The sequence below is a fragment of the Cupriavidus respiraculi genome (assembly GCF_914271545.1).
GTDB lineage: Bacteria > Pseudomonadota > Gammaproteobacteria > Burkholderiales > Burkholderiaceae > Cupriavidus > Cupriavidus respiraculi.
Genome location: NZ_CAJZAH010000001.1, coordinates 412,429 through 439,303, shown reverse-complemented (window position 1 = coordinate 439,303; position 26,875 = coordinate 412,429). Strand labels below are relative to the sequence as shown.

Below are 26,875 nucleotides of genomic sequence, written 5' to 3'. Positions count from 1 at the left end.
TTTGCGGTTGAGTTGCAGAAAACTTGATTGCCGTGTTTGGGCCGCTCAACTTAGCGAGTCGGTGAGCCACTCCATAAAGGCGGCGCACTCCCATCTCTCCAGGGCCCCAGGTTCCCAGCATAAGTAGTGCGCCATCGGTGAAGGCACGGATCGATCCGATATGCGGATGAGTCGCCCCCCCTCTAGCCATGACTGCGCCATACGGGTCCTCACTAGTGCCACGCCGAACCCGCACGCGGCTGCGTCATAGAGAAGCCCTAGATCGTTGAATTGAGCGCCCACATGCGGCTCCGTTCTCGTCAATCCACATGAGGAGAACCATGTCGTCCAAGGCTCAAGCGGGCTACGTATCAGACGCGCCTGGTCGATTTCACCCGCCATTTCGAAGCCTTCGAAGGGGCCGAACTCGTTGAGATAGGTAGGGCTGCAAGCCGGCGCCACCTCCTCCGAGAGAACGACGCGATGATCGACGTCCGCATATCCGCCGGCGCCGTACCGGATTTCCAAATCGGATGGCTCGGCTGTGACGTCCAGGAATGGGATGGAGACCTGCAAGATAAGGTCGATGTCCGGATACTTGTTGCGGAACAGTTCCAGTTTGGGCATCAGGAACTGCCTGGAGAAAGTTGGGGTCACCGCGACCCGCAGTCGCGTGGAAGAGGCTTTTCCATTTTTGACCGGCATCTGCTGTAGCGCAGCGAGGCCGCTTCGGACATTCGCCAGGTACGCTGCACCATGTGCAGAAAGCGTGAAGTCACTCCGCCCGAAGAGTTCAACACCGAGGTGAGATTCAAGCTGGCGGATTCGATGACTCACGGCGCTGGTTGTTACACACAACTCGTCGGCGGCACGTGTGGCGCTCCGAAGCCTTGCAACCGTCTCGAAGGTGACAAGACATTGAATGGGCGGGATGTGTTGCAGGGCCATATCTTCTCTCCGTTTGGTGGGCTACCCAGGGCGGATATGCCGCATGTCATCGCTTGAGGCCTAGGGAGCGGCCACACTTCTTGCTGCTCTGTCGCTCGAGCACCATGCCAACGCTGCAACGAGCAAGCGCCCCCAGATTGCTTGCTCAGGATCGACTCACTGGGTCCTCAGGCAAGGACGTACGTGACGCCCTGCAAGGGAAGACCACCAAGTAAGTCGCTCTCCAACCCACAGTGACCTCGCCGCGGGAAGGTCTCTTAGCGATCCGATCTCTTCGTCGACTCCTGCTCCAACCCATGGCCGCGACTGCGTTAACTGCTTGACATTATGCCGCACCAATCTAAACTTATGTAATCGATTGCACGCAGTGCTGTTTTCGCCTCATCACCGTACTGGCATTGGTTATTTACAGTCTCTGATGCAGGTTACCGTAACGTATGTAATCGATTACCACATCACACAGGAGGCAACAATGCAGGAACGTCGTCGTAAGTTTTACGGGTGGGGCTATGAGGGTGACACCGTCACGCCGGACGAAATCCGGGAGTTCGAGGCAGCGTGGACACGCTTGCTGGGTGTCGAGCACTTCGAAGCGACACCTTTTCCGACGCCCGAAGAAATTTCGCTGCGCAAACCTCGCGTACAGCTGCCCGCGTCGCTTCGCGAAATCTGCACAAGCGATCATTACGACCGCCTGTATCACACCTACGGCGCGGGCACCATGGATGTTGCGCGCGCAATGCGCCGGGAATTTTCCAACCCGCCGGACGTCATCGCCTACCCGCGCACTGAGCAGGACATCGTGGACCTGTTCGACTGGTGCGGGCGCCAGAACGTTGCTGCAGTTCCGTACGGCGGCGGCACCAGCGTCGTGGCCGGCGTGAATCCGCCCGAGCACGATCGTTACCGTGGCGTGGTGTCCATCGACATGAAGCACTTCAACAAAGTGCTGGAGGTAGACCAAACATCGCAGGCCGCGCGCATTCAAGCGGGCGTCCTTGGCCCGGAGCTGGAACGACAGCTCAAGCCCACCGGCCTGACCATGCGATTCTTCCTGCAAGCGTGGGAGTTCTCGTCACTGGGGGGTTGGATCGCAACGCGAGCAGCAGGCCACTTTGCGACCGCGTTCACTCAGATCGACGACCACGTCGAGAGCATGCGAGTGGTAACGCCCCAGGGTGCCATTGAATCCCGACGTTTCCCGGTATCGGGTTCGGGACCCAATCCGGATCGACTTTTCCTCGGCTCCGAAGGCGCACTGGGCATCATTACCGAGGCGTGGGTCAAGCTTCACCGCCGGCCGGTCTTCCGCAAGCAGGTGACCGTACGTTTCCGTGACTATGCGCGCGCTGTCGAGGCCACACGGGTACTGTCTCAATCTGGACTGAACCCTGCCAATGCCCGCCTTGTGGAACGCGAAGAAGCCTTGTACACGGGTTCGAGCGACGGCAGCTATGACATTCTCGTGCTGGGATTCGAGTCCGCCGACCACCCGGTCGAGGCACGCCTGAAGCGAGCACTGGAAATTTGCGCGGAGTGCGGCGGCGAATGGGACGATGATCCGGTCAGCGGAAACCAAGGTGGTGCGGACGCTGCGACATCGAGCTGGCGAAACAAGTTCCTGCGCGGCCCATACCTGCGCGAGTACGCCATTGCTCGCGGCGTCATGCGCGAGACCATGGAAACCGCGTGCACGTGGGACAAGTTCGCCGCTCTTCACGCGCACGTCAAGGCAGAAACGCATCGGGCCATTCGCGAAGTTACCGGCCGCCCGGGTTCGGTGACTTGCCGCTTTACCCACCTCTACCCTGATGGCCCTGCGCCATATTTCACGTGGTTTGCCTATGGCGATAAGGCTCGATTGCCCGAGCAGTTCCAAGCGATCAAACGCATTGGAGAGCAAGCCATGGTGGACGCAGGCGGTACGGTGACCCACCACCATGCGCTTGGTCGGGACCATCGCCCTTGGTACGACAAGGAACGGCCGGAGCTGTTCTGCACCGCGCTAAAGGCCGCCAAGCAGGCCTTTGATCCGCACCAGGTCTTGAACCCTGGCGTGCTGTTCGACCCGAGCTAATTAGTTAGAAACTCAAAAAAGAGGAGTAGGAGATATGGCAGGCCCCCTTGCAGGTATCAAGGTCCTAGACTTGAGCCGGATCCTTGCTGGACCCTGGAGCACGCAACTATTGTCCGACCTGGGCGCTGACGTGATGAAGGTTGAGCGTCCCGGCACCGGCGATGACACGCGAGCTTGGGGCCCGCCGTTCCTTACTCGTGAGGATGGCACGACGACGGAAGAGTCGGCGTACTTCCTTTGCGCCAATCGCGGGAAGCGTTCGATCACTCTGGATGTCAGCAGCAAGGTCGGTCAGGATTTGCTGCACGAGCTAGTCAAAGATTGCGACGTCTTCGTTGAGAACTACAAGTTCGGCGATATGCAACGTTACGGGTTGGACTTCAAGACCCTGAGTGAGATCAATCCTCGGCTCGTCTACTGCTCCATCACCGGCTTCGGGCAGACGGGCCCATACCGCAAGCGGGCTGGATACGATTTCGTGGTGCAAGCCATGGGCGGGCTGATGAGCATCACAGGCGAGCGCGACGGCGTCCCCGGTGGCGGCCCGCAAAAATGCGGGGTGCCCATATCGGACTTGATGACTGGCATGTATGCAAGCGTTGCAATTGTCAGCGCGCTATTTGAGCGAGTCGGCAGTGGCCGCGGGCAGTACATCGATATGAGCCTGCTGGATACGCAGGTGGCGTGGCTGGCAAACCAGGCCTCGAACTATTTGGTGGGCGGGAGCCACCCGCGTCGTTGGGGCAACGCGCACCCCAATCTCGCACCTTATCAGTCATTCCCTGCAAGCGATGGCTCTCTGATCGTAGCAGTCGGTAATGACCGGCAGTTCCGAGCCATGTGCGAAGCGCTGGGTTTAATCAATCTTCCGGATGATGACCGCTATCGACGCAATGCGGATCGTCTAAAGAACCGTGAAAGTCTTGTGGAGGTGCTCTCGGCTCGCTTTGAAGAAGAAGAGAGAGACACGTGGCTCAAACTGCTGGAATCGGTCGGCGTACCTTGTGGCCCGATCCAGAGCATTCCAGAAGCACTGGAGGATCCCCATATCCGGGCGCGTGAAATGGTTTTCTCTTTGCCCCACAGCAGCGGTGCAAGCGCGCCCCAGGTTGCGAACCCTATCAAGTTCTCTCGCAGCAGTATCGACTACCTTCGCGCGCCCCCAGCGCTGGGCGAACACACTGAAACCATCCTGAAAAATGAGCTCGGGAAGTCTGTGGAGCAAATTGAGGCAATGCGCCGCGATGGGACGATCTGACGTGTAATCCGCCCGACCACAGTGATCACCATAAAGATCACGTTCAAAGGAGACAGACATGCATCGATTGCTACGAATTGCGGGGGCATTAGCCGTTTGCGGAGTGACACTGACCATCGGTCTGGCCGCCGCCCACGCTAAGGAATGGCCGGTCCAGCCGATTCGGGTCGTTCTTCCATATCCCCCTGGCGGCGCCTCAGACGTGACCGCCAGGCTCCTAAGCGCTAAGCTTAGCCAGGCATGGGGAGAGTCTGTTGTTGTGGAGAACCGGCCTGGCGCAAACGGCATCATCGCTAATGAAGCCGTTGCGAAGGCGCAGCCTGACGGCTACACCGTGCTGATGGCCAACCTTGGGCCGAATGCCATCAACCCGGCCGTATACGGGAGACTTCCTTATGACACGCTGAAAGACTTTACGCCAGTTGTCTTGGTGACAAAGGTGCCGCTCATTATCGTCACGGCAGCAAATTCGCCGGTGAAGGACCTGCGCCAACTGGTCTCATTAGCAAAGGCCAAGCCAGGACAGATTACCTTTGGATCTGCAGGCAACGGTTCGGGCAGCCATCTGGCCGGGGAACTCCTTAGTACCATGGCTGGCGTCAAGATGAACCACGTTCCCTATAAGGGAGACGCGCCTTCGCTCACAGACGTGCTCGGTCAGCAGATCAATGTTGCCCTTCCCACCGCGCTTGCTGGAATGCCACATGTCAAGAGTGGAAAACTCAGGGCTCTTGCGGTCACGAGCAAGACTCGATTGCCGGCACTGCCCGATGTGCCGACGGTAGATGAAGCGCTCGGGATAAGCGGATACGAAGCCGTTTCTTGGGGTGGATTTATGGTGCCGACCGGGACCTCACCAGCCATCGTTGCTAAGATGAACAGCCAGTTCAACAAAGCCCTTCAGGATCCGGAGGTCCGCGACAAGCTGATGGCTCAAGGCGCGCAGATCGCAGGCGGCACCCCGGAAGCATTCGATGCGTTTCTGCGCACCGAAGTTACGAAATGGAAGCGCGTGGCTGATTCAGCAAAGGTCCGGCTCGACTAGCCCTCACCGGGAATGCCGGTCCGTCGTCGGGATACCCCCCGACGACGGAAACTGCCTGTGGACTACCAAGGTCGTTACAATGACGGCAGTCGGCCGATATCCCAGGCTGAAGATAACCGCTGATCCGATATGGTGAATGTCAAGCAAGTCGCCCTCCTCGCCGGCGTTTCCTCGGCAACAGTCTCCCGTGCACTGACATCGCCGGATCGGCTGCGACCTGACACGCTGGAGCGCGTGCAGAACGCCATCGCAAGCCTCAACTACGTCCCGTCTTCCTCGGCTCGGGACCTGCGTCAAGGGCGCACGCGATCGGTCGGCATCATTGCGCCGACACTGATGAACGAGCTTTACGCGAAAGCGGTCGATACCTTAGAGGCGCAGCTCGATCGGCTCGGATACACCGTTTTATTGACGTGCCACCGGGACGACAGTGAGACAGAACTACGCTGCGCGCGCGCGCTTTTGGAGCGCAGAGTCGACGGAATCGCCATTATCGGGTCACAGCATCACCCTGACGTCTTCTCGCTAATCCACAAGCATGCCATTCCGTATGTCCTAATGTGGGCCGTCGATCGTGAGGGTATGCATCCCACGGTGGGATATGACAATCGCTTGGCGATGCGCAGGTTGACGAGCCATTTGGTCAAACAGGGACATCGAAAGTTTGCCGTCCTCCCAGGGCCACTAGAGACTCAATTTCTCTCCTCTCAACGACTTCTGGGCATCCAAGACGTCCTCAGTGAGAACGGCATTTCGATACCCGACGACCGCATTCTCCCGACACCGTACGAAGCATCTGCCGTCCGGCAAGCGGTTCGGACCTGTCTCGAGCGTAATGACTCGCTGCCGCATCAGGAACAGCCGACTGCCCTGATATGCATCAATGACTTCGTTGCTGTGGCAGCGATCGCGGAGTGCCGCACATTGGGACTATCGGTTCCGAGCGACATCTCAGTTACAGGCTTCGGCGACTGGCAGATGGCGGAACTGATGACGCCCGCACTCACGACCGTACACTCGAATCCCGTTCTGATTGGCGAACTTACTTCTCGTAACCTGGTTGATCAGATTGAAGGCGGGTCCAAACGCATTCAGACCGAGTTCGAGCCTGACCTTGTAGTTCGCGAAAGTACGGCGCCGCCCCAATAGTTGGTGAGCCAAACTACGTTTTGTCGCTACGGACGGAACTCAGCCGTCGCTCTAGCTAGGCCCTCACCGGGCACAAAGCGGTCGAAGCATACGTTGTCCAGCTATTAAATGAAGCGTTGCAGACAACGTTCTGAGGGAATTCTTCAGTCATGCGGGGCGCCTAATGGATATCAGTCTCTGCTCCATCCTGATGTCCGCTTAGGGTGGGCCGGTAAGCGCCGGTCATGCCACTGACCTTTGATTGAGGCGTCAGGGTACCGCCGTTGCCAACTAAGTCGAACGTGTCCCAAAAAGCGGACACATTCGTCCCCTCCGGCGCGAGCCAGAAGCGTCACCGCACGAAAAGGGAGTTCGAACCTATTTCGGCCACCCCGCTTTGGCTGCCGCCGCATCCAGCGCACGAGAAAATCGCCCGATGTCTTCCGGCCGGAACTCGGCCAGAAACAGTTCTTTGACCGCCGCCTCGTAGATGCCCCACATCTTCTTGCGCAAGGCCTTACCTTGCCGTGTGACGGACACGAACGCGGCGCGGCCGTCTTCCTCTGACCGGATACGGGTCACCAGCTCTTCACGCTCCAGCCGGTCAATCAGGCGAGTCAGGTTGTACCGCTCGATGGCAAGCACATCGGCCAGCTCATGCATCCGGCGGCTTTCCTCCGGCCCGCTTTCAATCCCCCACAGCACGTCGTACCACGCGTAGACAGGCAGTCCAGCCTCGGCAAGACGCCGATCCACCTCACGTATCAAGGCCCGGTGCGACCGTACAAACGAAAACCACAAATCCGGCTTCTCAGTCGACATGGTATCTCCAATAGTTGCAGTTGCAATTATGCCGCAGAGCGCTCACAATGCCCAGACGATTGCAACTGCAATTCATTTGAAGCGCAATGGCCACGCCTATCCGACCGGGCCTGATGCGAACCGAAGCCCCGTCAATCCCATGGAGACAGAGATGAATGCCCCGGTGTTGCCGCTACACGTATTGCCGCTGGATGTGGACCCGCAGGAAACCCAGGAATGGATTGAGGCCCTGGCCGCCGTGACCGAAGTGGAAGGCCGCGAACGCGCCCACTACCTGATCGGCCGCCTGCATGAATCGGACGCGGCCCGACACGGGGATTTCCATGGCGCAATCACGACGCCCTACGTCAATACGATTGCCGAATCGGGCGAGCAGCCGTACCCAGGCGACACCTCGATCGAGCGCCGACTGGCCGCCATGGCGCGCTGGAATGCCATGGCGATGGTGTTGCGGGCGGGCAAGCACTCCAACGTCGGCGGGCATATCGCCACATATGGGTTCTCCGCTTTCTTCTGATGTCTACGGGTCGACCTTCGATTCTGTTGTTGAGGGTAAACCCCCCTTTGCGCCACATAGGTAGGCTACCTAACATTAGCCACCAATCGCCCTCGGAGATATTTCCATGACGGAGTCGCCTGCTCCCACCCCTTCCTCCAACCCATCTTCCGCGGTAGAAGGGCGCTGTCCTTTTGATGCGGCTGCGAACGAGCCGAAATCAGCGTGTCCTTTTCACGCTGAGGGCGACAGCGGCGGAATCCCAGATTTCCCCCCTAAGCGCGTAGATCCCTTGGCGCCGCCGCCGGTGTTCTTCCAGATGCAACAGAAGGGCGAATTGGCACGAGGTAAGCTTTGGGACGGAAAGATCGCTTGGCTTGTCACGCGTTATGACGATGTTCGCGCTGTCTTGTCGGACTCTCGCTTTAGCTCCGACGTCTCACATCCGGGATTTCCCTCTTCCAGCGCCGCAGTAAAGGTTGTTCGGAGTAGTAACCGGACCTTCATTACCATGGATGAACCCAAGCATTCAGAGCAACGGCGGATGCTGACCAGCGAATTCACGATCCGAAAGATCGAGAATCTGCGGCCGCGACTTCAGGCCATCGTGGACAAGCTCTTGGAAGATTTTGCGATGGGGCCGCAGCCTTCTGACCTGGTTAGCGCCTTTACATTGGCGACACCAGCATTGGCTATCTCAGAGTTGCTTGGTGTTCCATACGACGATCACGACTTCTTCCAAGAACAGGCGATGATCATGACGTCGAGCACCGCGACGAGGGAAGAGGCTAGCGCCGCGAATCAAGCGTTGTGCGAATACCTGCGTGAACTGGTGGCGAAGAGATCCGAAAGCCCCGGGGAGGACATCCTCAGTCGCCTTATCGTTAATCATGTACGGAAGGGCGATATCACTGAAACAGACGTGGTCTCGCTTGGAAGGCTTCTGCTGATTGCCGGGCACGAGACGACGGCAAATACGACGTCGATGGGGGTGCTCTTCCTACTTCAGAGGCCGGACATCTGGGAAGAGCTTCGCCAGAATCCAAGCCTCGTTCCAAACGCGGTGGAGGAGATGCTACGCTTCCTGGATGTCATACAGTCCGGGACGCGACGTGTCGCACTGGAGGACGTTGTCGTGAATGGGCAATTGATCCGAGCCGGTGATCCCGTTGTCGTGCTTAGTATTTCCGCAAATCGCGACCAGGAGCAGTTCAAAGATCCCCACGTCTTTGACCTCCGCCGTGATGCCCGGACACAGATCGCATTCGGATACGGCCCGCATCAGTGCATGGGACAAGTTCTCGCCAGAGTCGAAATGCAGATCATGTTCACCGCCCTACTGAAGCGCCTGCCGAATCTTCGGCTGGCCGTGCCCATCGAGAGCCTCGCGTTCAAGAGCGATTCGCTCATGTATGGTGTTAGGGCACTGCCCGTTAGCTGGTAAATCCACTACGGCGAATCACGATGAAAATCACAATCTATCCCGAAAAATGCTGCGGTTCCGGCCAATGCGTCGTCAATGCGCCGGATCTGTTCGACCAAAAGGATGACGGAATCGTCATTCTTTTGAATGCCGATCCGTCGGCCGATCAATACAAAATCTGCACGCTTGGCTGCTGGGATCTGTCCGGCGTTGGCAATCGAGATTCACGAGGCTCTCTGATGATTCCCCTAAGCAAATCGTAGTCATCGGGGCAACGGCCGCCGGCATCACGGCGGCACGAGCAGCCTGCGCGCGCGAGGCTGGGGCGGATGGTACTTCCATCGCAAAAGAGGGCGGCCTGCCCAACGGCCGCCCATCTCTTTCGAAGCGGTTGATGGCTGGCAAACGTTCAGTAGAGCTCCTCTAAATAGATCGCCTAGCGGGCATAAAATTTCATTCCGCAAATAACATCTGCCGAAACTTTAAATCTATTATAGAAAGATGACTCAAAGTCATAGGATTGGCTCCACCCAATTCTGTTCGAAATATCCGGTATAGATCTTTCCAGTCCTGCCAATTCGAACAGCGAACGCATAAGCCGCTGCGTGTTACATATTTCCGTGAAGCAATTGCCCTGGCTGAAGAGGGTCCGCCTGACTCTCGAGGATGTTGTCTGCAAACTATCCGCTATATCTGCAATATTCCAAGCTTCCTTTGGATTCATAAACACCGACAATGAAATTGCCTCCCAAAGCGGCCTGGAATCCCACAGATCGTGCATTGGTTGATCACGCACCACAGAATAACTAGTTACATCCAGATCGAAGCTGCAATGCGAGCTCTTAAAAATAGAGCCGCCCAAGAACAGACTCGCAGGAGAAAAAGCGGGGAGCTTCACGAACTTCCCCTCTTTAATTACGCGTGAATAGCCTTGTCGGCTGATTATCTGCTCGCCACTCAACGAAGTCACTTTCATTGGAATTGGAAGAAAAATATCATGGATCCCGACTTGGCTTCGTGACTGAAGTTGCGTCTGCATCAATTACGCTACTATCCCGGTCCGATACTATGAGCAGCGCGAGGATGTACCACCGCGCTGCCGGAAACGATGAGGGTCACCCGCCATCGCAATTCATCGAGCACTTACTCTTCGCGGCGCCTTAGGCAGCCTTGTCAAGCTCGGGATGCATGGAGTCCGACATCTGCGCCAGATGATGCAGCGTATCTCCGAACACCGATTCCATTTGGGTAAGGCGTCTAAAATAGTGGCTGACGATATACTCATCCGTCATTCCAATCCCACCGTGCAATTGCACGGCCTGCTGGCCGACGAATCGCATCGACCCGCCCAACTGATATTTCGCTTGTGCCATGGCGCGACGTCTCTGGTTCGCCGGCGCGTTGACGTTGAGCGAGGCGTAGTAGCTCATAGACCTCGCGAGCTCTAGACTCATCTTCATATCTGCGACGCGGTGACGCAACGCTTGGAAGCTCGCGATAGCGACGCCGAACTGCTTGCGCGTCTTCATGTAATCCACCAGAGCCTCCAGGGTTACGTCCATCACGCCCACGGCCTCTGCACACGTCATTGCAATGCCAAGATCCACGGCATACGACAGGCAATCCTGGCCTTCGCGGGTGACTAGCGTGCCCGGCGCCTTCGACAACGTCAGCTCCGCGGCGCGCGAGCCGTCGACAGTTTGATAAGGGTGTACCAATACACCTGGGGCGGAGCGCTCCACAAGGAACGCTCCGAGAGTGTCAGCAATCATGGCGGGTACAATGTACGCAGCAGCATGATCGCCAACCGGCACGAGGCTCTTACTCCCAGTAAGCTCCCAACCTTCCGCCGTCTCGACTGCTCGCGTCTCGCACGTATCGATGCGATAACGATTCGCGCGCTCCTGCTGGGCCAGTACGACCAGACTTTCTCCAGAAGCGATCGTAGGCAGCCACGCCGCACGTACGCTTGCTTCGGCGTAGTTCGACAGCACTGCACCCGCAAGTAGAACTTGCGCCAGCGGTTCGAGTACGATGCCCCGCCCCAGTTCCTCCATAACCACCATAACGTCGACCGGCCCCATACCGACGCCGCCATACTCTTCTGGGACGTAAAGTCCAGTCAGCCCAAGCTCCGCAAGCTCCGAATACGCGTCCGGGGAAAATCCGCCGCTGCTCTCGGAACTGCGACGGTGCTCAAACGTATAGCTACGCTTTACCCACTTTCTTACTGCATCTCGCAGTTGGTCCTGGTCGTCAGTGAATTCGAAATCCATGCTCTACTCCTTTATCCGAGGACCACTTGCGAAACAATGTTACGCTGCACTTCATTGGAGCCACCGTAGATAGTGGTTTTCCGCAGATTAAAATATGTCGCGGCAAGCGGAGCGTTCCGTCGCTCTCCACCTGGGAACTCGCCATCCCACTCCGTCAACATAGCGTCTTGAATAAATGGGAGGCTATAGGGACCTGCAGCCAGCATCATCAATTCACTGTAGCGCTGTTGAATCTCACTGCCTCGGATTTTCAGTAGGCCTGCGATATCCAATGGATTCTTCCCGGATTTTTCTGCCGAGATAACGCGAAGAACCAGCATTTCGAGCGCGATAATATCTACCTCGAGCTTCGAAACCTCGTCTTTGAAACGAGGGTCGTCCATCATGCCTTCTGCAGCCGCGATTCGCTTCAGGCGTCGGAGCTCACGCTTGGCACGCCCGACTTCTGCAATGTTCGAGCGTTCGTGACTGAGAAGGTGTTTGGCATAGGTCCAGCCCTTATTTTCTTCGCCAATCAGGTTCTCAACGGGGACCTCAACATTGTCGAACCAGACCTCATTGACCTCGCACTCGCCGTCCAGCAGCTTAATGGGCCGAACCGTGACGCCAGGCGAACGCATGTCAATGAGCAGGAAACTGATCCCTGCCTGCGGCTTCCCTTCTGTATTGGTCCGGACGAGACAGAAAATCCACTCCCCGTACTGAGCCAACGTGGTCCAGATCTTTTGACCATTGACTATGTACTTGTCTCCCTTTCGCTCCGCTCGTGTCTTGAGCGAAGCCAGGTCGGAACCCGATCCCGGCTCGCTGTAACCCTGGCTCCACCAAACATCGCCCGTCACAATGCCGGGCAAGAAGCGCGCCTGTTGCTCAGCGTTACCAAATGCCATGATGACTGGTGCCACCATGACAGGCCCATAGGGCACGAGTCGCGGTGCTCCTGCCAACGCGCACTCTTCCTCGAATATGTGCCGCTGCACTGGTGTCCAGCCCGTGCCGCCGAACTCGACTGGCCACTTATACGTCAGCCAACCCTTTTTCCCCAGAATTTGGTGCCAACGCTGCATATCGGTGCGGGATAGCTGCAGTCCGTTGTGCACCTTGTGCGAGATCTCCTTCGGCAAATGGGCGTCGATCCACGCATGTACCTCTTTTCTAAATTCCTGCTCTTCTTCTGTGAAATTCAGATCCATTTCTCAGTCCCCTACTGTGTTAGTTAGTCCTAGCGGCCCACGAAAACGGGAGCGCGACGCTCCTTGGCCGCCAACGCCCCTTCCCGGGCGTCTTCACTCCTGGCCAGCATCTGAGCTTGGTACTGGGCGCTATAGCCTGCCTCAACCAGTCCTACCGGAATCGAGTGTCTCGCCGCCTGTTTGAGGAAACGCAGTACCAGCGGCGCTGCGCTCGCAATCTGACGCGCTGTCACTAGAGCTGCCTCTGTTTCGCTTCCTGGTTCACAGAGTTCGTTTACGAATCCGACTTCATAGGCCCGTTGGGCGGATACCGGGCGCCCGGTCAACATGAGCTCCATCGCGATCTTGTGGGGAATCCGACCGACCAGCGAGCTAATCAAGCCGGCTGCCATGCCTAGGCGACCTTCGGGATAAACGAAGGTCGTTGCCGAAGTCGCTACACAAAGATCGCAGAATGCAAGCATCGATACGCCCGCCGCTATCACGGGGCCATTAACCGCTGCAATAACCGGCTTTCCAATGTCAAATGCGACATTGGGAATGGCATGCCAAAAGGAATCCGGTGGATCGTTCGTGTCGAGGCCTGCCGTAAACACCGACCCCTCTGCACGTAGCAGGGCAACGCGATCCTCTGAGCCCGCGAAGTCTTGCCACGCGTCGTGCAACGCGTCGCACATTTCCGAGTTCAGCGCGTTTCTCTTATCCGGCCGATTCATCGTAATGACCCGGACGAAATTTTCTGATTCGATTTTTATCAACTCGGCCATGGCGTTCTTAACGCTTCTTGTTCAGGAAGGATTTGAAGATTTCCTGAGTGGCTTCGGTATTCAAGAGTTCGGCGAACATCTTCACTTCCAGGTCGAGCGCAGAACCCACAGCGGCACGATTCTCGTGGTTCAACATCCGCTTTGTCGCGCGTACCGAAGCCTTGGGAAGCTTTGCCAGTTCGGCAGCCGTTTCGCGCGCCCGTGCAAGGGCTTCCCCGTCCTGCGTCAGCGACGTCAGAAGCCCGGCATCGAAAGCTTCTTCTGCATCAAAGAACTTTCCAAGCATCAACCACTCACGTGCCTTCCGGACACCTACCAGCGATTCGAGCAGGTAGCTGGATGCGCCCTCGGGGCACAGACCCAGCGATACGAACGGCATGCGGAAGCGCGCATCTTGGGATGCGTAGGCAAAATCGACGTGTTGCAGCATCGTGGCGCCGATTCCAATCGCCAGTCCCTCGACTGCTGCGATTAGCGGCACATCGATCGCGGCCATCTTCCGGAGAAGCGTGACAGCAGGGGAATCTTCATTACCCCGCCGGGTCTGGAAATCATTGATATCGGCACCGACAGTGAAGTGTCCGCCCGCACCATGCACGATGACTGCGGCACATTCCTTGTCCGCGTTGGCCTCATCCAGAAGACGGGTCAGTTCCTGGTACATCGCGGCGCTGATCGCATTGCGCTTTTCTGGACGCGCAATGCAAATCTCCAGGACGTTTCCGACATTATTAGCTTGGATGCTCATGATTGCTCCTGAAGTGTCTTTTTTGACGTTTGGCAACTAATCACCCCACGTTCTTCGAGACCGGCGATGTGGTCCGCGGAAAGTTCTAGCAAGTCGGAAAGCACGTCTTCTGTGTGCTGACCGAGTTTCGCGGGCGCCCGAACGTAGTGCACCGGCGTTTTACTGAATTTGATGGGATTGGCGATGCCCCGTACCGAGCCGATACCTTTGTCAACCGGCACGTCGATCGCCATCTGACGGTGGATGACCTGTGGGTGAGCAAAGGCTTCCTTGTAGGTATTGATACGACCGTGCGGGATATCCGCTGCGGAGAACGCGGCAAGCCAATGCTCGGTTTGGCGCGCCGCAAGAACCGACGACACCTGCGCAATTAGCGCCTCTCGATTCCGAATGCGTCCGGATGCGGAATAGAACGTCGAATCCCGGGCCAGTTCTTTGGCGTCGATCGCTTGGCAAAAGCGTTGCCACTGGGAATCGTTCCCCACAGCAACTACCACCTTACCGTCTGCCGTATCAAAGACTTGATACGGTACGAGAGACGGATGCGCGTTCCCCCACCGGTGCGGTTCGGCGCCATTGATCAGGCACGACAATCCCTGATTCGACGACAAGCCAACCAGACAATCGAGCAGTGCCAAATCGATGTGCTGACCTTCTCCCGTGACATTCCTGTGGTTCAACGCGGCGAGGATCGCGACCGTCGCATACAGTCCCGTCGTCAGATCAGCAATGGCGATCCCGACCTTCTGTGGCCCACCACCAGGCTCGTCATCACGCTCGCCCGTTATGCTCATCAGCCCGCTTTCCCCCTGGAAAACGAAGTCGTAGCCGGGGCGGTCAGCGTACGGCCCGGATTGGCCGTACCCGGTGATAGAGCAATAGATCAGGCGCGGATTGATCTTTTTCAGACTGTCGTAGTCAAGCCCTCGACGAGCCAGATCACCAACCTTAAAGTTCTCTACAAAGATGTCGCACTCAAGAACGAGCTTACGGATCAGATCCGCACCGTCTGGGTTGGCGATGTCCACGCCAACCGATCGTTTGTTCCGATTTGCGGAAGCGAAGTAGGTGGAATCCTCAAGCACTTCCGCTTCACTCGTCATCGCATACGGCGGCCCCCACTGCCGCGTATCATCCCCTCGCGATGGGTGCTCAATCTTGATGACATCGGCTCCCATGTCGCCCAGCATCTGGGTACACCATGGCCCTGCGAGCACTCGCGTCATATCCAATACGCGAATGTTCCCTAGAGCTTGTTTCTGCATAAGAGACATCCCGTCATCCCTCGTTCATTTGGATAGATTTGTACTCGAGGAACTCATCCAAACCGACGTGACCCGCCTCCCGGCCAACACCGCTTTGTTTGAAGCCGCCGAAGGGCGCTACGGGGTTGAATCGGGCGCCGTTAATATCGACCTGTCCTGCACGAATCTTCTTAGCGGCGTCGAGTGCGAGGTCAGGATCGCCCCAAACGGCCGCCGCCAGGCCATACACCGTTGCGTTGGCGATGCGGATGCCGTCGTCGATTTCGTCGTAGGGAATCACGCAGAGCACGGGGCCAAACACCTCTTCCTTGGCCAGATAGTTATGTTGATCTGTGAGAAACACCTTCGGGCTGACGAAGAATCCTGCAGGCGGAACATCCTGGCCTGACGCGATGAGCGTGGCGCCCTCCGCTACCCCTTTTTCCGCTAGTTCCTGCACGCGGTCACGCTGCTTGCCAGAAATGAGCGGGCCGATCCGATGGCCTTCGACGAGGCTGGATCCGACAGAGAACTTGGCGAGTTCTTGCTTCACCAGGGCTTCGACGGCCGACACATCACGCGAGTGAACAATCAACCTGGTCAGCGCGCTGCAAGTCTGACCGTTGTTGAGGAAGCAGGAAGCGAGCGTTCCCTTGACGGCCACAGTCAGGTCCGCACCCGGCAATACCAAGGAAGGCGACTTGCCGCCCAATTCCAGCGTCACCTTCTTAATGGTCGACGCGGCCAAGCAAGACACTGCACGACCCGCTTCCGTGGATCCTGTGAAGCTAACCATGTCCACGCCGTCAGCTCGCGCCAACGCTGCGCCCACTACCGCACCCAAGCCGTTCACAACGTTCACCACGCCCGAAGGAAAGCCTGCGTCATTGATGGCATCGCAGATAAGGCGCGTTGTTCGGGGCGTCAATTCACTTGGTTTGAGCACGACTGTGTTCCCGGCCAGAAGCGCGGGCACCACCTTCAGAATGATCTGATGAAGCGGGAAATTCCATGGCGTGATACATGCCACGACGCCGAATGGCTCCCGGACGATGACAGATGGGCCCGTTCGCGATTGCCATGGAAATCCTTCCGCCAGCTTTACGAAGTTCCCAATGTTCCGAATGGGCGAGTCGACTTGAACGATGCGTGAGATCTTCAAGGGCGTGCCAACCTCAGCCGCGATAGCATCGGCCAACGACTCCTGCCGATTTGTGAGTTGGTCTTTTAGGCGATTAAGAATTGCGCATTTGTCCGACACGGATGTTGCGGACCAGCTGGCCAATGCGTTCTGCGCGGCACCCAAGGCGAGACCGACGTCCTCCTCGGTACCTGGAAGAATTTGGGCCGATACCAGGCCAGTATTCGGGTCCTCTACGTCGATGAGCTGTGTGCCAGAAGCACGGCGCCACGATCCCCCGATGTATTGCTGATCGAAGATCTCCGGCATCACGACTGCACCTCTGAAATCTCTTCGACTTTCTCGGGGCTACCGGACCATCCCCACGCCAACGAGGTTCGGGATACACCAAGTAGGACGCCATTCAGCGCGCTCGGATGGATCCAGAGGCCGTCCTGCTCGGGCTTGCCCGTGTCGGTCCTTCGGGTCCACTTTGCGTTGCGCGATTCGAGTCGCCTGATTACGTCCGCCAAATCATGCGTTTCGATGTAGCACATGTAAAGTGCGTCACCTCGCTTGCCCGAAAACCTGCCCATGGCAAAGGCGGGATCATGCGCTTCAGCCAATTCGATGCGATCGAGACGATCCGGCGCGAACATCAGCAGCGTGCCTTCATAGCCAAATCGCGCGAACGTGATGTCTACTGCCTTGTCGCGCTGCAGGCCCAGTTTTCGCGCGTAGCAATCCGCGACTTCTCGCCAGTCGGTGCTGAGAACCATGGTGAGCTCGTACAGAAACGACACAGGACCATTCGCTCGAACCCGCGCTGCCGCTTCGCTGACAACGAGTGGCATGCCATAGAGGCCGCCCGCGTTCAAATAGAGACGGCCGTCGGCTTCAGCAAATCGGATACCTTGCTCGGCAAGGAACCTCTGGCATTCAGCCAGGCTAGCTGTCGAGACCCCTCCAAAGAAGAGGCCTTCCCCGAAGCTATCAAGATGATCACTTACGACCCCTGCTCCCCGCGGGGTCCAAAGTTCGACCGTGCTTTCGCCGATTACCAGGCTACGGCCACGGGCATTCAGATGGTCGCTTGCAAGCTCATCAAGATACTGCGCCCCAAGTACTTCCCTGTAGTTCTGCTCTGCTTGATCGAGGTCGCGCACCGCAACGAGGATTCTGTCAACCGAGTTCAACATTGCTTCTTCCTTAAAGTAACTGACCTACTGCACGGTGATGTGCGCGGTACGAATGAGCTTTTGCCATTTCGCCGACTCCTGCTGGATGAATCGGCCGAACTCATCTCGTCCTGCGCCAGAGATGATTCCGCCGATGTCGCCAATCTTGCTGCGGACGTCAGGCATCTTGAGTACAGCTTGAATTTCGGCATCCAAACGGGTGACGATCGGCTTCGGCGTTGCGGCAGGTACCAAGACGCCGAACCAACCAGTGATCTGATAGTTGCTCAGACCAGCTTCAGTCATCGTTGGGACGTCCGGCAGCAACGGGGAACGGACAGCACTCGTGATGGCGAGTGCGCGAACCTTTCCGCCTTTTACGAGATTCAATGCCGAAGGCATGTTGTCAAACATGATCGGTACATGGCCTGCCATCGTGTCGTTCAGGCCGGGGCCGCTACCGCGGTATGGCACATGAACCATGCGCAGGCCCGCTGTCGAAGCGAACAGTTCACCCGCCAAGTGCAAAGATGTTCCGTTGCCAGGCGTTGCGTACGACAAGGGATTGGGCTGTTGCTTCGCGTACTGAACGAGTTCCTTCACCGATTTGACCGGCAGTTGCGGGTTGACCACCAGCAGGTTGGGAACCTCCGCCAGGAGCGTCACCGGCGCGAGATCTCGCGTGGGAGAAAAGCGAGCGTCGGGAGTAAGCGTGGGGTTGATGGCAATAGGACCAATATTGCCCATAACGATGGTGTATCCATCAGCGGGCTGTTTCGCAACATAGGCCGTGCCAACATCGCCCCCAGCGCCTGGCTTGTTCTCGATCACCACGGGCTGCCCGAGTCGTTCAGAGAGCTTGGCACCGACGATACGTGCCAGCATGTCAGTGGTGCCGCCCGGCGGATACGGCACGACCCACTTGATCGGGCGACTCGGCCAGGACTCGCTGGCGTTCGCAACAGATTGACCGGTCGCTGCCCAGCACCCCACCACAGCGGCGCTAAAGCCCAATATCCATCGTTTCATTCGTTGTCTCCTGACCTCAAGAAGCAGGTTGCATCTCAAGGGCACCTGGTTTATGATGTTCACTAGGTGAACTAGCGGTACACAGGGTGTACGAATGAAGAATAATAGATCGATCCAACGCTGTCTAGCGGTGCTGCGCGCTTTCCGAGAGAACGGGCGACCTACGTTGGCGGAGTTGTCGCGTGCCGTAGACCTGCCGCACCCGACCGTTCTGCGCTTTCTATTGACTTTGGAGGAGGAGGGATATGTCGCGCGCGAGGGCAACCAATGGCGCTTGACTACCCGAGTCTTCGAAATCGGCTTTGCTGCTTTGGAAAGTTTGGGAGTGACAGACTCGGTTCAGCAGATGCTCCAGCAACTGGCTGACACGTACGCAGGAACATCCAACCTGGGTGAAGCGAACCCCGACGGGGTGATCATTATTGGAAGGGCGATGGCACTCGCGGAACGCCGTCGCCTCGTGGTGATGAATCTCCGGGTTGGAAGCATCCTGCCTCCAAGTAGCGCGCTCACACAGGCGTTGACCCTCGGGGTCGGTGAATGGGCGATGGTCGAGTATCCAGAGAGCAATCAGATCTCAGTTGCAGTCCCGCTTGCTCGGGTTGGCAACCGCCAGCTGGCTATCGGGATTTCCACATCGCCAGCCGAGGCGACACCCGAAAGGATCGAGAATGAAATCATTCCAACACTTCAGAATGCCGCAGCGATGGTCTCAAGGCTTGTTGGGATGGGGCCAGCGTAGGGAGTTCGCTCATCGCCCCGGGTGCGGAACCGTCGACTGATCAACACGAATCTGCCCGCTTGGCCGCTGGGATCTGTCCGGCGCTTGCAATCGAGGTTCACGAGGATCTCTGATGATTTCCCGTGAGCACATCGTAGTCGTCGGGGCACCCGCCGCCGGCATCACGGCATCACGGCATCACGGCGGCACGAGCGCTGCGGGCGCAAGGGCTGGCCCGGACGCCTTACTCTCATCGGAAAAGTAGGCGGCTTACCCTAGCATGGCGCTCATTGGACACGCCGACGAGGCCAGTTTCGCGACGGCTTGTGAAACGCGACGCATCATACTGACGCACGATTCTGATTTCTTGGATGATCAGCGCTTCCCATTTCACCGTAACCCAGGCGTGGTCGTTCTACTAGCTGCAACTGGCAATGGGACGCTGGAAATCGCATTAGCAGATCACTTGCGCATACTAACGCCCCGTACGGCAACGCCCATGTTGGCGCCAATATCTTCGCAACAGACGATCGAGAATGGACCGTCCGCAGGCATACTCGCGCCGAAGGAAGGCACGTTGAAACCCGCATCAAGCTGCATCCAGGAGATGACGCCCTAATTTGGGAGTAGCGGAGGCGTACCTAGCTACGCAGACGATTCTGCGACATGAAAGTTGCCGGGCAGGATCAATCTTCGAAGCTGTTCTGATGCGTGGTGTCTGCGACACTGCCGCTTTGGCTGGCGGTCAACGTAAAGGCATTGAGATCTGGGGCCGCTCAGTAGCCAGTACTTTGAGCCCGCATCCGATACTCCAGATCAATGCGGCCACCTTGGTTGTCAGCGTGCTCGTACTGATGATGGCGCGACAACCCGGTGTTCTGGCGATGCACAACTGTCATAGTTGCTGCGGCGCGATCCGTCACTAGGGAATCGCCTTATGTGGACGCCTCCCGGATTGCAAGCCGATTGACATGGTGGTCGACAGGTGAAGGCAGCACGCCTATGTCCGGCCCTTTTGTGCAGGCCGCTCAGCCTGCTGGCCCATATGGAATTCGCTGGCGAGGTCCTCATCTGATCATCGAGCGTTGCTGCTCACATTCCCTATCGGGTTTTCCTCGCCCCGGTCCAACCTGTTAGCCATCATGCGATCAATGCTTGCGCTCCTTGAGAAGAAGTCAGTTCAGGCGGGCCACGCACCTGGCTATGCAGCCATGGCGGGTGCCGTGTATCTCGTATCCCTTGCTAGCACCGCCCAGATGGTCCGGGCGAGTTTGTTGGCTACGGCAGCCACCACTACATTGAAAGGACGTCGCTGAAGCAATCCGTCGAGCCAGGCGGTTCATGCGCCTTTGATGATCACCGATCTGGCGCCGTGTATGAGTAGGGTGCGCAGGTAGGTGTCACCTCGCTTGCTAATGCCAAGCTGGCGCACGTGACCACCGGTGCCCGTTTGTTTCGGTACCAAGCCTAACCAGGCAGCGAACTCACGCCCGGAGCGAAACGTTTTGGCATCGCCGATCGCAGCCACCGCAGCCGTGGCGGTTAGCAGCCCCACGCCAGGAATTTCAGCGATCTTCTGGCATTCCTGATTGTCGCAAAGCGCAACCTTGAGCCGACGTTCCAGCACAGCGATTTCCTTGTCGGTTGCCTGCACGCGTGCCCATTGCTCTCGTAGGCTGTCGATCAGTATGGCTGGCAAGCGATTCGCGATCTTGGCAAGCGCACCAGAAATTTTTTCGGCAAATTCCCGAGATCCTTCCGGAAGGACTTCACCAAACTCATAGAGTAAGCCGCGCAATGCGTTCGTCTGCATGATCCGGAACTTCATCAGTTGAGCCCGGATGCGGTGCAGCGCCAGAATGGTCTGTTGCTGCTCGCTCTTGATCGCAACAAACCGCGCCTCGGGCTGCTGGACTGCTGTCCAGATAGCTCTGGCATCGGCAGCGTCGGTTTTATTACGCAACACAAAGGGACGAACCGATCGCACAGAGATGAGCTTCACTTCGTGGCCGAGCTTCTGCAGTTCTCGTGCCCAACGGTGGGCGCTGCCGCAAGCTTCGATGGCAATGAGTGAACGCTCCCGCTGAGCAAGGAAGTCGGTGACCTGGCTCCGCTTCAACTTGATGCGCTCGATTTCACCGGTGTTGGCATTCACCGCATGAAGTTGGAAGACATGCTTGGCAATATCCATGCCGATGACGGTAAGCTTCATTTTGGATCGTCCCGATCAGGGTCGTTTGCAATCGACACCTCCACTTTGGCATAGGGATGCCATGGCAGCGAGGACCCTTACAGTTACTCTTGCAGGTAAGCGGCGCCCCGTTGCCGGGGGGAGGCGTCCATACCATCTGATTAAATCAGTGCGCGAGTCATCGAGGCATTGGGTGAGCGCGTTGTCATGAGCGTGTCCATGATTCAGGTCCTGTGATGAAGCGACAGATCAGTTTTGCGGAAGCGGAAAGTCACGGCAAGAAGCGTGTGACGCGCCGCCAGCGCTTCCTGTCGGAGATGGAGAGCGTGGTGCCGTGGGCGCGCCTGATTGCGGCGGTCGAGCCGTACTACCCCAAGGGCAAACGTGGCCGGCCGCCGATCGGCCTTGAGCGGATGCTGCGCATTTACTTCCTCCAGCAGTGGTACGGGCTGTCGGACGAGGCACTGCAAGACGCGCTGTACGACAGCATGGCGATGCGGGCGTTTGCCGGGATCGACCTGGCAGTCGAGGCGGTGCCAGACGCGACCACGCTGCTGAAGTTTCGCCGCCTGCTCGTCGAGCATGAACTGACGCGAAAGCCGACGGCTTCGGGAAGAGTTTGCCAAGTTGCAGGTCGAGGTCAATGAAGAGAAGAGTCGCACGGTGGATTTGGACTGCGGTGAGAGCTTTGGCTTTCTGGGATTCGACTTCCGTCGATTGCGCAGCATAAAGAGACAGGTGTGGCGAGCGCACTATACGCCCAAGTTGAAGAAACGCACGGCGTTGCTGCGCAAACTCAAGGAGGTGTTCAGGCGATACCAGTCGCAGCCGGTGGATCGGGTGGTGCAACTGATAAATCCGGTGCTACGTGGCTGGGTGAACTACTTCGCGGTCGGACACTCCAGTGAGTGCTTCAGCTTCATCCAGGACTGGGTGGAAAAGAAGGTCAGGCGCCATCTGGAGCGCTCCCGGAATCGTCGGGGCTTCGGCTGGAAGACGTGGAGTAGGCGGTGGCTCTATGACGAACTGAAGCTGTTCAACGGCTATCGGGTTCGTCGTCGACCATCGACGAAAGCGGCCCCGGCATGATAGGTCCCATATACCTTGACATGAAGCAAACAGGAAAGCGTAGTGCGGGAAAACCGCATGCTGCGTTTGACGTGGCGGGAGTTGGAAACGTGACTATGGTCGCCGGATTGCGGGCCATCGCGAAAGCGGTGGAATCACCACCGGCACCTGAAGGTGCGCGCGCCAGTTCTCGACCCTACCTTAGGGGGCAGTGGCGCAGAAATGCGCCGCTGCTACCCGACGTCGGCGTGGATGCGGCCTCTGGGCTGGTGCATAGCGTGGTGGGCACAGCGGCCAAGAGTCGGACGTGTCGCAGGCCCATGCCTTGCTGCATGGCCACGAGGAGCATGCGTTTGGCGACGCGGGCTACACGGGCGTGGACAAGCGCGAGGAGATGCAAGGCAAGACCGTGAAGTGGCAGGTGGCCGTCAAGCGCGGCAAGATCAAGGCGATGTGTGACGGAGCCGTCAAGGACTTGCTGATCGCCGTCGAGCGGGTCAAGGCACAGATTCGGTCGCGGGTTGAGCATCCGTTCCACGTTATCAAGAATCTGTTTGGTCATCGCAAGGTTCGCTACAAGGGCCTGTTCAAGAACACGGCGCAGTTGTTCAGCCTGTTTGGTTTGGCGAATCTGGTGTTCGCCAGGAGGCTGTTGTTGTCCTTAGAGGGGAGCAATCCGTCCTGAGCGCGCAAAAGCGCGACCAGGAAAGGTGCGAAACGCGAGAAAGACGGCTTGAATCGGCCCATCTCTCCCGGATTGCGAAAGCTGAAGTCCTTGGCTTGTGCAACATCAAGCGCAAACCTCATTGATCAGCAATTCCTTAGTGACAACGGTGCCGCTCATTATCGTCACAGCAGCAAATTCGCCAATAAAGGACCTGCGCCAACTAGTCTCGATGGCAAAGGCTAGGCCAGGGCAGATCACCTTTGGATGCGCCGGCAATGGTTCGGGCAGCCATCTGGCCGGGGAACTCCTTAGTACCATGGCTGGCGTCAAGATGAACCACGTTCCCTATAAGGGAGACGCGCCTTCGCTCACAGACGTGCTCGGTCAGCAGATCAATGTTGCCCTTCCCACCTCGCTCGCGGGAATGCCGCAAGTCAAGAGTGGAAAGCTCAGGGCGCTCGCGGTCACGAGCAAGACTCGATTACCGTCACTGCCCGATGTGCCCACGGTAGATGAAGCGCTCGGGATAAGCGGATACGAAGCCGTTTCCTGGGGCGGGTTCATGGTCCCGAGCGGGACATCACAGGCCATCATTGCTAAGATGAACAGCGAGTTCAACAAAGCCCTTCAGGATCCGGAGGTCCGCGACAAGCTGATGGCTCAAGGAGCGCAGATCGCAGGCGGCACGCCTGAGGCGTTCAATGCGTTGCTTCGCGCCGAAGTTTCGAAGTGGAAGCGAGTGGCAGATTCAGCAAAGGTCCGGCTCGACTAGCCTCACCAGGGATGTCGATCCGTCTTCGGGAACCCTCCAACGACGGGAACTGCTTTCGACTACCAATCGTTACAATGGATGGCAGACGGCCGTCATTCCGGCTGAAGATAACATCTGACCCGATATGGTGAATGTCAAGCAAGTCGCCCTCCTCGCCGGCGTTTCCTCGGCAACAGTCTCCCGTGCACTGACATCGCCGGATAGGCTGCGACCTGACACGCTGGAGCGAGTGCAGAACGCTATTGCAAGCCTCAACTACGTTCCCTTCTCGGCGGCTCGCGAACTACGTCAGGGGCGCACGCGATCGGTGGGCATAATTGCGCCGACACTGATGAATGAACTTTACGCCAAAGCAGTAGATACCTTGGAGGCCCAGCTCGACCGGCTTGGATATACCGTTCTGTTGACTTGCCATCGGGACGACAGTGAGACCGAATTGCGCTGCGCCCGCGCCCTATTGGAGCGTAGAGTGGACGGGATCGCAATAATCGGTTCACAACATCATCCCGAAGTCTTCTCGCTGATACACAAGCACGCTATCCCGTATGTACTAATGTGGGCCGTGGACCGCGAAGGGATGCATCCGACGGTGGGGTATGACAACCGCTTGGCTATGCGCAGGCTAACCACCTACTTAGTCAAACAAGGACACCGGCAGTTTGCAGTGCTCCCAGGTCCTCTCGAAACTCAGTTTCTATCGTCTCAACGGCTTCTGGGGATCCGAGACGTCCTCAGCGAGAACGACATTTCCTTACCCGATAACCGCATTTTTCCGACCCCTTACGATGCATCTGCTGTGCGACAAGCGGTGCGCGTCTGCCTGCAGCGCAAGGACTTGCTGTTGCATCGGGAACAGCCGACCGCCCTGATATGCATCAATGACTTCATTGCTGTGGCGGCGATCGCGGAGTGCCGCACATTGGGACTTTCGGTTCCGAGCGACATCTCTGTCACAGGCTTCGGCGACTGGCAGATGGCGGAACTGGTAACACCCGCGCTAACGACAGTGCACTCGAATCCCGTTCTGATTGGCGAGCTTACTTCGCGCAACTTGATTGAGCAGATCGAAGGAGGAGCCAAAAACATCCAGACCGAGTTCGAGCCTGACCTAGTAATTCGCGAAAGTACTGCGCCACCTCGACAATAAATGGCGGCCTCAAATCAAAAGTGCAACACCTTGCCATCATGCATTACTGTCCTGATCGTCCCAAGGCTTCCCATAGCCGCATGATTTCGCGAGCCTTGGTCTGACGGTCGATGACGTTGAACGGTCTTCCATCGAGGCCCATCGCCTCACGAGGGAATTCCGCACATCCTGCTGGTGCAAGTTGGACGATCGAGATGCCCTTTCAAAACGGCATAAAGCTGCCTTGCGGCAGCGACGCATTCTTGTGGCGTTGTTGCTTGTGACACGACCCCGGTCCCCTTTGATGCAGTGGGTAGGATTTTATCGCGCGAGACCTATGTGCCACACGAGCAAATGGGGCACGAAGCAACTGTAGGCGCAGGCAGGACATGGTTCCAGATGGATCGCGGCGATCCAATCGGGTTACATGGCGGTTACATAGACCGCAAAATGCACAAGGGTTTACAGGAAAACCCCTGTAAACCCTTGATTTTATTGGTGCGGCTGCAGGGCTCGAACGCGCCGCCCGATTTCCCGACACAGCGCAGGCAGCGCCACTATGGATTCAAAGATCCATCGCGCAGGCAGCCCAATGAGGCCCGCCACATCAGCTCGATTCGGTCTGTGCAACTTGCGCAATTTGCTCCTTCAGCCATTGCAGACCAGACATGTGTTGTTGTTGACGGTGCCATATCAAGCTGACCTGCACCGCAGGCGTTTCGAAAGGAAGCTCCGCGAGCTGCAAGCCATAGTTGTGCACGAAATGCCTGGCCAAGTGCCAGGGCACGGTACCCAGCAAATCGGTGCTGGCGACGATGGCTGGAATGGTCAGGTAGTGCGGAACTTGCAACTGCACATGGCGCTGCACTTTGGCCGAGCCCAGGACGATCTCGAGCGGACTGCCGCGGCCGGCTCGCGGCAAGAGCGAGACGTGCTGTGCGGCCAGATACGCCGTCTTGTCGAGGCCTTCCCTGAATGCAGGGTGGCCCGGTCGGCCGATAACTGCGAGGCGCTCTTCGTGAATCGGTTGGTAGAGCAAATCGGCGTCGTCGAAGTACAGGTAATCAATCGCCAAGTCCAGATCTCCGCTGGCCAGTCGCTGCGGGATCAGGGCACCTTCGTCCGACAGTACCTGCAGCTTCACCTGCGGCGCCAGCGCCATCAGCCGGGTCATCAGGCTCGGTAACAGCCGTAGCTGCCCATAGTCATTCATCGACAGTCGGAAGGTTCGCTCCGTGTCCGGCTGAAAACTCTCTTGAACGGCAAGCCCTGCCTGCAGCAAGCGCAGGGCTTGCCGTACCGGCACGTGCAGCGTCATCGCCCCGGCAGTGGGCTCGAGTCCCTTAGCGGTACGGCGGAAAAGAGGTTGCCCCAGTTGCTCGCGCAGACGACTGAGCGCATTGCTCACCGCCGGCTGGCTCTTGTGCAGTCGCTCGGCCGCGCGTGACAGGTTGCGCTCCTGCATCAGCATGTCGAACACGAAGAGGAGATTGAGATCAATCTGCTGCAAATTCTGATTCATCAATAATTCTCATCATCAATATCCATTGGAATGAAAATGATCGCACCAATAGACTACAACACCAAGCGACCTACTGG

23 protein-coding genes and 4 pseudogenes are annotated in these 26,875 nt (G+C 57.7%); 14 read left to right on the top strand and 13 right to left on the bottom strand.

Annotation, left to right across the window (positions count from 1 at the left end; genetic code table 11):
• Positions 1-45: 45 nt before the first annotated feature.
• Entirely contained in the window at positions 46-927 is an 882-nt protein-coding gene (locus LDO27_RS01895; RefSeq protein ID WP_043355340.1) for a LysR substrate-binding domain-containing protein, read from the bottom strand.
• Between the two features lie 472 nt (positions 928-1,399).
• Here LDO27_RS01895 and LDO27_RS01890 point away from each other — a divergent pair, with 472 nt between their 5' ends.
• From LDO27_RS01890 to LDO27_RS01875, 4 genes are all read left to right on the top strand, one after another.
• Positions 1,400-3,004 carry an FAD-binding oxidoreductase gene (locus LDO27_RS01890; RefSeq protein WP_043355342.1) on the top strand — a complete coding sequence of 535 codons (1,605 nt, stop codon included), beginning with the start codon at positions 1,400-1,402 and terminating at the stop codon, positions 3,002-3,004.
• A 34-nt stretch (positions 3,005-3,038) separates the two neighbouring features.
• Positions 3,039-4,262, top strand: coding sequence for a CaiB/BaiF CoA transferase family protein (locus tag LDO27_RS01885; protein WP_043355344.1), 1,224 nt, complete (start codon positions 3,039-3,041; stop codon positions 4,260-4,262).
• Between the two features lie 58 nt (positions 4,263-4,320).
• Positions 4,321-5,307, top strand: a complete 987-nt coding sequence (locus LDO27_RS01880; RefSeq protein WP_043355346.1) for a Bug family tripartite tricarboxylate transporter substrate binding protein — start codon at positions 4,321-4,323, stop codon at positions 5,305-5,307.
• Between the two features lie 129 nt (positions 5,308-5,436).
• On the top strand, positions 5,437-6,456 hold the full coding sequence (locus tag LDO27_RS01875; RefSeq protein WP_224039298.1) for a LacI family DNA-binding transcriptional regulator: 1,020 nt from the start codon (positions 5,437-5,439) through the stop codon (positions 6,454-6,456).
• 357 nt (positions 6,457-6,813) lie between these two features.
• On the opposite strand, the gene LDO27_RS01870 is transcribed toward LDO27_RS01875, so the two are convergent.
• On the bottom strand, positions 6,814-7,257 hold the full coding sequence (locus LDO27_RS01870) for a MarR family winged helix-turn-helix transcriptional regulator (RefSeq protein ID WP_043355349.1): 444 nt from the start codon (positions 7,255-7,257) through the stop codon (positions 6,814-6,816).
• A 151-nt stretch (positions 7,258-7,408) separates the two neighbouring features.
• Here LDO27_RS01870 and aceE point away from each other — a divergent pair.
• The 3 genes and pseudogenes from aceE to LDO27_RS01855 form a co-directional block, all read left to right on the top strand.
• Positions 7,409-7,771 (top strand): annotated as a pseudogene (gene aceE / locus LDO27_RS01865) (pyruvate dehydrogenase (acetyl-transferring), homodimeric type); the annotation flags it as partial.
• 109 nt (positions 7,772-7,880) lie between these two features.
• Positions 7,881-9,197, top strand: a complete 1,317-nt coding sequence (locus LDO27_RS01860; protein WP_224039295.1) for a cytochrome P450 — start codon at positions 7,881-7,883, stop codon at positions 9,195-9,197.
• 20 nt (positions 9,198-9,217) lie between these two features.
• Entirely contained in the window at positions 9,218-9,439 is a 222-nt protein-coding gene (locus LDO27_RS01855) for a ferredoxin (protein ID WP_196765233.1), read from the top strand.
• Positions 9,440-9,612: 173 nt separating this feature from the next.
• Here the strand turns inward: LDO27_RS01855 and LDO27_RS01850 are convergent, their stop codons facing one another.
• The 9 genes from LDO27_RS01850 to LDO27_RS01810 form a co-directional block, all read right to left on the bottom strand.
• A complete protein-coding gene (locus LDO27_RS01850) occupies positions 9,613-10,215 on the bottom strand; it encodes a helix-turn-helix transcriptional regulator (protein WP_143010733.1) in 603 nt (200 codons plus the stop codon).
• Between the two features lie 121 nt (positions 10,216-10,336).
• A complete protein-coding gene (locus LDO27_RS01845; RefSeq protein WP_043355352.1) occupies positions 10,337-11,452 on the bottom strand; it encodes an acyl-CoA dehydrogenase family protein in 1,116 nt (371 codons plus the stop codon).
• Positions 11,453-11,463: 11 nt separating this feature from the next.
• Positions 11,464-12,645, bottom strand: a complete 1,182-nt coding sequence (locus LDO27_RS01840; protein ID WP_043355354.1) for an acyl-CoA dehydrogenase family protein — start codon at positions 12,643-12,645, stop codon at positions 11,464-11,466.
• A gap of 29 nt (positions 12,646-12,674) precedes the next feature.
• Complete coding sequence (locus LDO27_RS01835; RefSeq protein WP_043355356.1) at positions 12,675-13,412, bottom strand: enoyl-CoA hydratase/isomerase family protein; 738 nt, start codon at positions 13,410-13,412, stop codon at positions 12,675-12,677.
• A 7-nt stretch (positions 13,413-13,419) separates the two neighbouring features.
• On the bottom strand, positions 13,420-14,160 hold the full coding sequence (locus LDO27_RS01830) for an enoyl-CoA hydratase/isomerase family protein (RefSeq protein ID WP_043355358.1): 741 nt from the start codon (positions 14,158-14,160) through the stop codon (positions 13,420-13,422).
• A complete protein-coding gene (locus tag LDO27_RS01825; RefSeq protein ID WP_043358200.1) occupies positions 14,157-15,425 on the bottom strand; it encodes a CaiB/BaiF CoA transferase family protein in 1,269 nt (422 codons plus the stop codon). Before LDO27_RS01825 ends, LDO27_RS01830 begins: the two co-directional genes overlap by 4 nt.
• Positions 15,426-15,438: 13 nt before the next feature.
• The gene (locus LDO27_RS01820) at positions 15,439-16,854 is read right to left on the bottom strand and encodes an aldehyde dehydrogenase family protein (RefSeq protein ID WP_043355360.1); all 1,416 of its coding nucleotides are present in this window, start codon (positions 16,852-16,854) and stop codon (positions 15,439-15,441) included.
• The gene (locus LDO27_RS01815) at positions 16,854-17,723 is read right to left on the bottom strand and encodes a VOC family protein (RefSeq protein WP_052495072.1); all 870 of its coding nucleotides are present in this window, start codon (positions 17,721-17,723) and stop codon (positions 16,854-16,856) included. Before LDO27_RS01815 ends, LDO27_RS01820 begins: the two co-directional genes overlap by 1 nt.
• Before the next feature lie 24 nt (positions 17,724-17,747).
• Positions 17,748-18,731: a Bug family tripartite tricarboxylate transporter substrate binding protein gene (locus LDO27_RS01810; protein WP_043355363.1), complete on the bottom strand. Its 984-nt coding sequence runs from the start codon at positions 18,729-18,731 to the stop codon at positions 17,748-17,750.
• A 94-nt stretch (positions 18,732-18,825) separates the two neighbouring features.
• Between LDO27_RS01810 and LDO27_RS01805 the strand changes: the two genes are divergently transcribed.
• Both LDO27_RS01805 and LDO27_RS25660 read left to right on the top strand, forming a co-directional pair.
• Positions 18,826-19,473 carry an IclR family transcriptional regulator gene (locus tag LDO27_RS01805; RefSeq protein ID WP_043355366.1) on the top strand — a complete coding sequence of 216 codons (648 nt, stop codon included), beginning with the start codon at positions 18,826-18,828 and terminating at the stop codon, positions 19,471-19,473.
• Positions 19,474-19,732: 259 nt separating this feature from the next.
• Positions 19,733-20,071, top strand: a complete 339-nt coding sequence (locus LDO27_RS25660) for a DUF5615 family PIN-like protein (protein WP_377747427.1) — start codon at positions 19,733-19,735, stop codon at positions 20,069-20,071.
• Positions 20,072-20,653: 582 nt separating this feature from the next.
• Here the strand turns inward: LDO27_RS25660 and LDO27_RS01800 are convergent.
• Positions 20,654-21,664, bottom strand: a pseudogene (locus LDO27_RS01800) (IS110 family RNA-guided transposase).
• 215 nt (positions 21,665-21,879) lie between these two features.
• On the opposite strand from LDO27_RS01800, the pseudogene LDO27_RS01795 reads away from it, so the two are divergent.
• The 5 genes and pseudogenes from LDO27_RS01795 to LDO27_RS01775 all read left to right on the top strand — a co-directional run.
• Positions 21,880-22,242, top strand: a pseudogene (locus LDO27_RS01795) (transposase); the annotation flags it as partial.
• Positions 22,243-22,270: 28 nt separating this feature from the next.
• Positions 22,271-22,732: a group II intron maturase-specific domain-containing protein gene (locus LDO27_RS01790; protein ID WP_224039293.1), complete on the top strand. Its 462-nt coding sequence runs from the start codon at positions 22,271-22,273 to the stop codon at positions 22,730-22,732.
• A gap of 221 nt (positions 22,733-22,953) precedes the next feature.
• Positions 22,954-23,396: pseudogene (locus LDO27_RS01785) on the top strand (transposase); the annotation flags it as partial.
• A gap of 121 nt (positions 23,397-23,517) precedes the next feature.
• Positions 23,518-24,150 carry a tripartite tricarboxylate transporter substrate-binding protein gene (locus tag LDO27_RS01780; protein ID WP_253074069.1) on the top strand — a complete coding sequence of 211 codons (633 nt, stop codon included), beginning with the start codon at positions 23,518-23,520 and terminating at the stop codon, positions 24,148-24,150.
• A gap of 124 nt (positions 24,151-24,274) precedes the next feature.
• Complete coding sequence (locus LDO27_RS01775; RefSeq protein ID WP_043355368.1) at positions 24,275-25,297, top strand: LacI family DNA-binding transcriptional regulator; 1,023 nt, start codon at positions 24,275-24,277, stop codon at positions 25,295-25,297.
• Between the two features lie 586 nt (positions 25,298-25,883).
• Here LDO27_RS01775 and bsrA read toward each other — a convergent pair.
• Positions 25,884-26,798, bottom strand: coding sequence for a LysR family transcriptional regulator BsrA (gene bsrA, locus LDO27_RS01770; RefSeq protein ID WP_043355370.1), 915 nt, complete (start codon positions 26,796-26,798; stop codon positions 25,884-25,886).
• Positions 26,799-26,875: the final 77 nt, after the last annotated feature.

What these genes read in the sequence shown, in the direction of transcription:
- LDO27_RS01895 (WP_043355340.1), bottom strand. Translation starts at nt 927, where the DNA reads ATGGCCCTGCAACACATCCCGCCCATTCAATGTCTTGTCACCTTCGAG.
- LDO27_RS01890 (WP_043355342.1), top strand. Translation starts at nt 1,400, where the DNA reads ATGCAGGAACGTCGTCGTAAGTTTTACGGGTGGGGCTATGAGGGTGAC.
- LDO27_RS01885 (WP_043355344.1), top strand. Translation starts at nt 3,039, where the DNA reads ATGGCAGGCCCCCTTGCAGGTATCAAGGTCCTAGACTTGAGCCGGATC.
- LDO27_RS01880 (WP_043355346.1), top strand. Translation starts at nt 4,321, where the DNA reads ATGCATCGATTGCTACGAATTGCGGGGGCATTAGCCGTTTGCGGAGTG.
- LDO27_RS01875 (WP_224039298.1), top strand. Translation starts at nt 5,437, where the DNA reads ATGGTGAATGTCAAGCAAGTCGCCCTCCTCGCCGGCGTTTCCTCGGCA.
- LDO27_RS01870 (WP_043355349.1), bottom strand. Translation starts at nt 7,257, where the DNA reads ATGTCGACTGAGAAGCCGGATTTGTGGTTTTCGTTTGTACGGTCGCAC.
- LDO27_RS01860 (WP_224039295.1), top strand. Translation starts at nt 7,881, where the DNA reads ATGACGGAGTCGCCTGCTCCCACCCCTTCCTCCAACCCATCTTCCGCG.
- LDO27_RS01855 (WP_196765233.1), top strand. Translation starts at nt 9,218, where the DNA reads ATGAAAATCACAATCTATCCCGAAAAATGCTGCGGTTCCGGCCAATGC.
- LDO27_RS01850 (WP_143010733.1), bottom strand. Translation starts at nt 10,215, where the DNA reads ATGCAGACGCAACTTCAGTCACGAAGCCAAGTCGGGATCCATGATATT.
- LDO27_RS01845 (WP_043355352.1), bottom strand. Translation starts at nt 11,452, where the DNA reads ATGGATTTCGAATTCACTGACGACCAGGACCAACTGCGAGATGCAGTA.
- LDO27_RS01840 (WP_043355354.1), bottom strand. Translation starts at nt 12,645, where the DNA reads ATGGATCTGAATTTCACAGAAGAAGAGCAGGAATTTAGAAAAGAGGTA.
- LDO27_RS01835 (WP_043355356.1), bottom strand. Translation starts at nt 13,412, where the DNA reads ATGGCCGAGTTGATAAAAATCGAATCAGAAAATTTCGTCCGGGTCATT.
- LDO27_RS01830 (WP_043355358.1), bottom strand. Translation starts at nt 14,160, where the DNA reads ATGAGCATCCAAGCTAATAATGTCGGAAACGTCCTGGAGATTTGCATT.
- LDO27_RS01825 (WP_043358200.1), bottom strand. Translation starts at nt 15,425, where the DNA reads ATGCAGAAACAAGCTCTAGGGAACATTCGCGTATTGGATATGACGCGA.
- LDO27_RS01820 (WP_043355360.1), bottom strand. Translation starts at nt 16,854, where the DNA reads ATGCCGGAGATCTTCGATCAGCAATACATCGGGGGATCGTGGCGCCGT.
- LDO27_RS01815 (WP_052495072.1), bottom strand. Translation starts at nt 17,723, where the DNA reads ATGTTGAACTCGGTTGACAGAATCCTCGTTGCGGTGCGCGACCTCGAT.
- LDO27_RS01810 (WP_043355363.1), bottom strand. Translation starts at nt 18,731, where the DNA reads ATGAAACGATGGATATTGGGCTTTAGCGCCGCTGTGGTGGGGTGCTGG.
- LDO27_RS01805 (WP_043355366.1), top strand. Translation starts at nt 18,826, where the DNA reads ATGAAGAATAATAGATCGATCCAACGCTGTCTAGCGGTGCTGCGCGCT.
- LDO27_RS25660 (WP_377747427.1), top strand. Translation starts at nt 19,733, where the DNA reads ATGGCGCTCATTGGACACGCCGACGAGGCCAGTTTCGCGACGGCTTGT.
- LDO27_RS01775 (WP_043355368.1), top strand. Translation starts at nt 24,275, where the DNA reads ATGGTGAATGTCAAGCAAGTCGCCCTCCTCGCCGGCGTTTCCTCGGCA.
- bsrA (WP_043355370.1), bottom strand. Translation starts at nt 26,798, where the DNA reads ATGAATCAGAATTTGCAGCAGATTGATCTCAATCTCCTCTTCGTGTTC.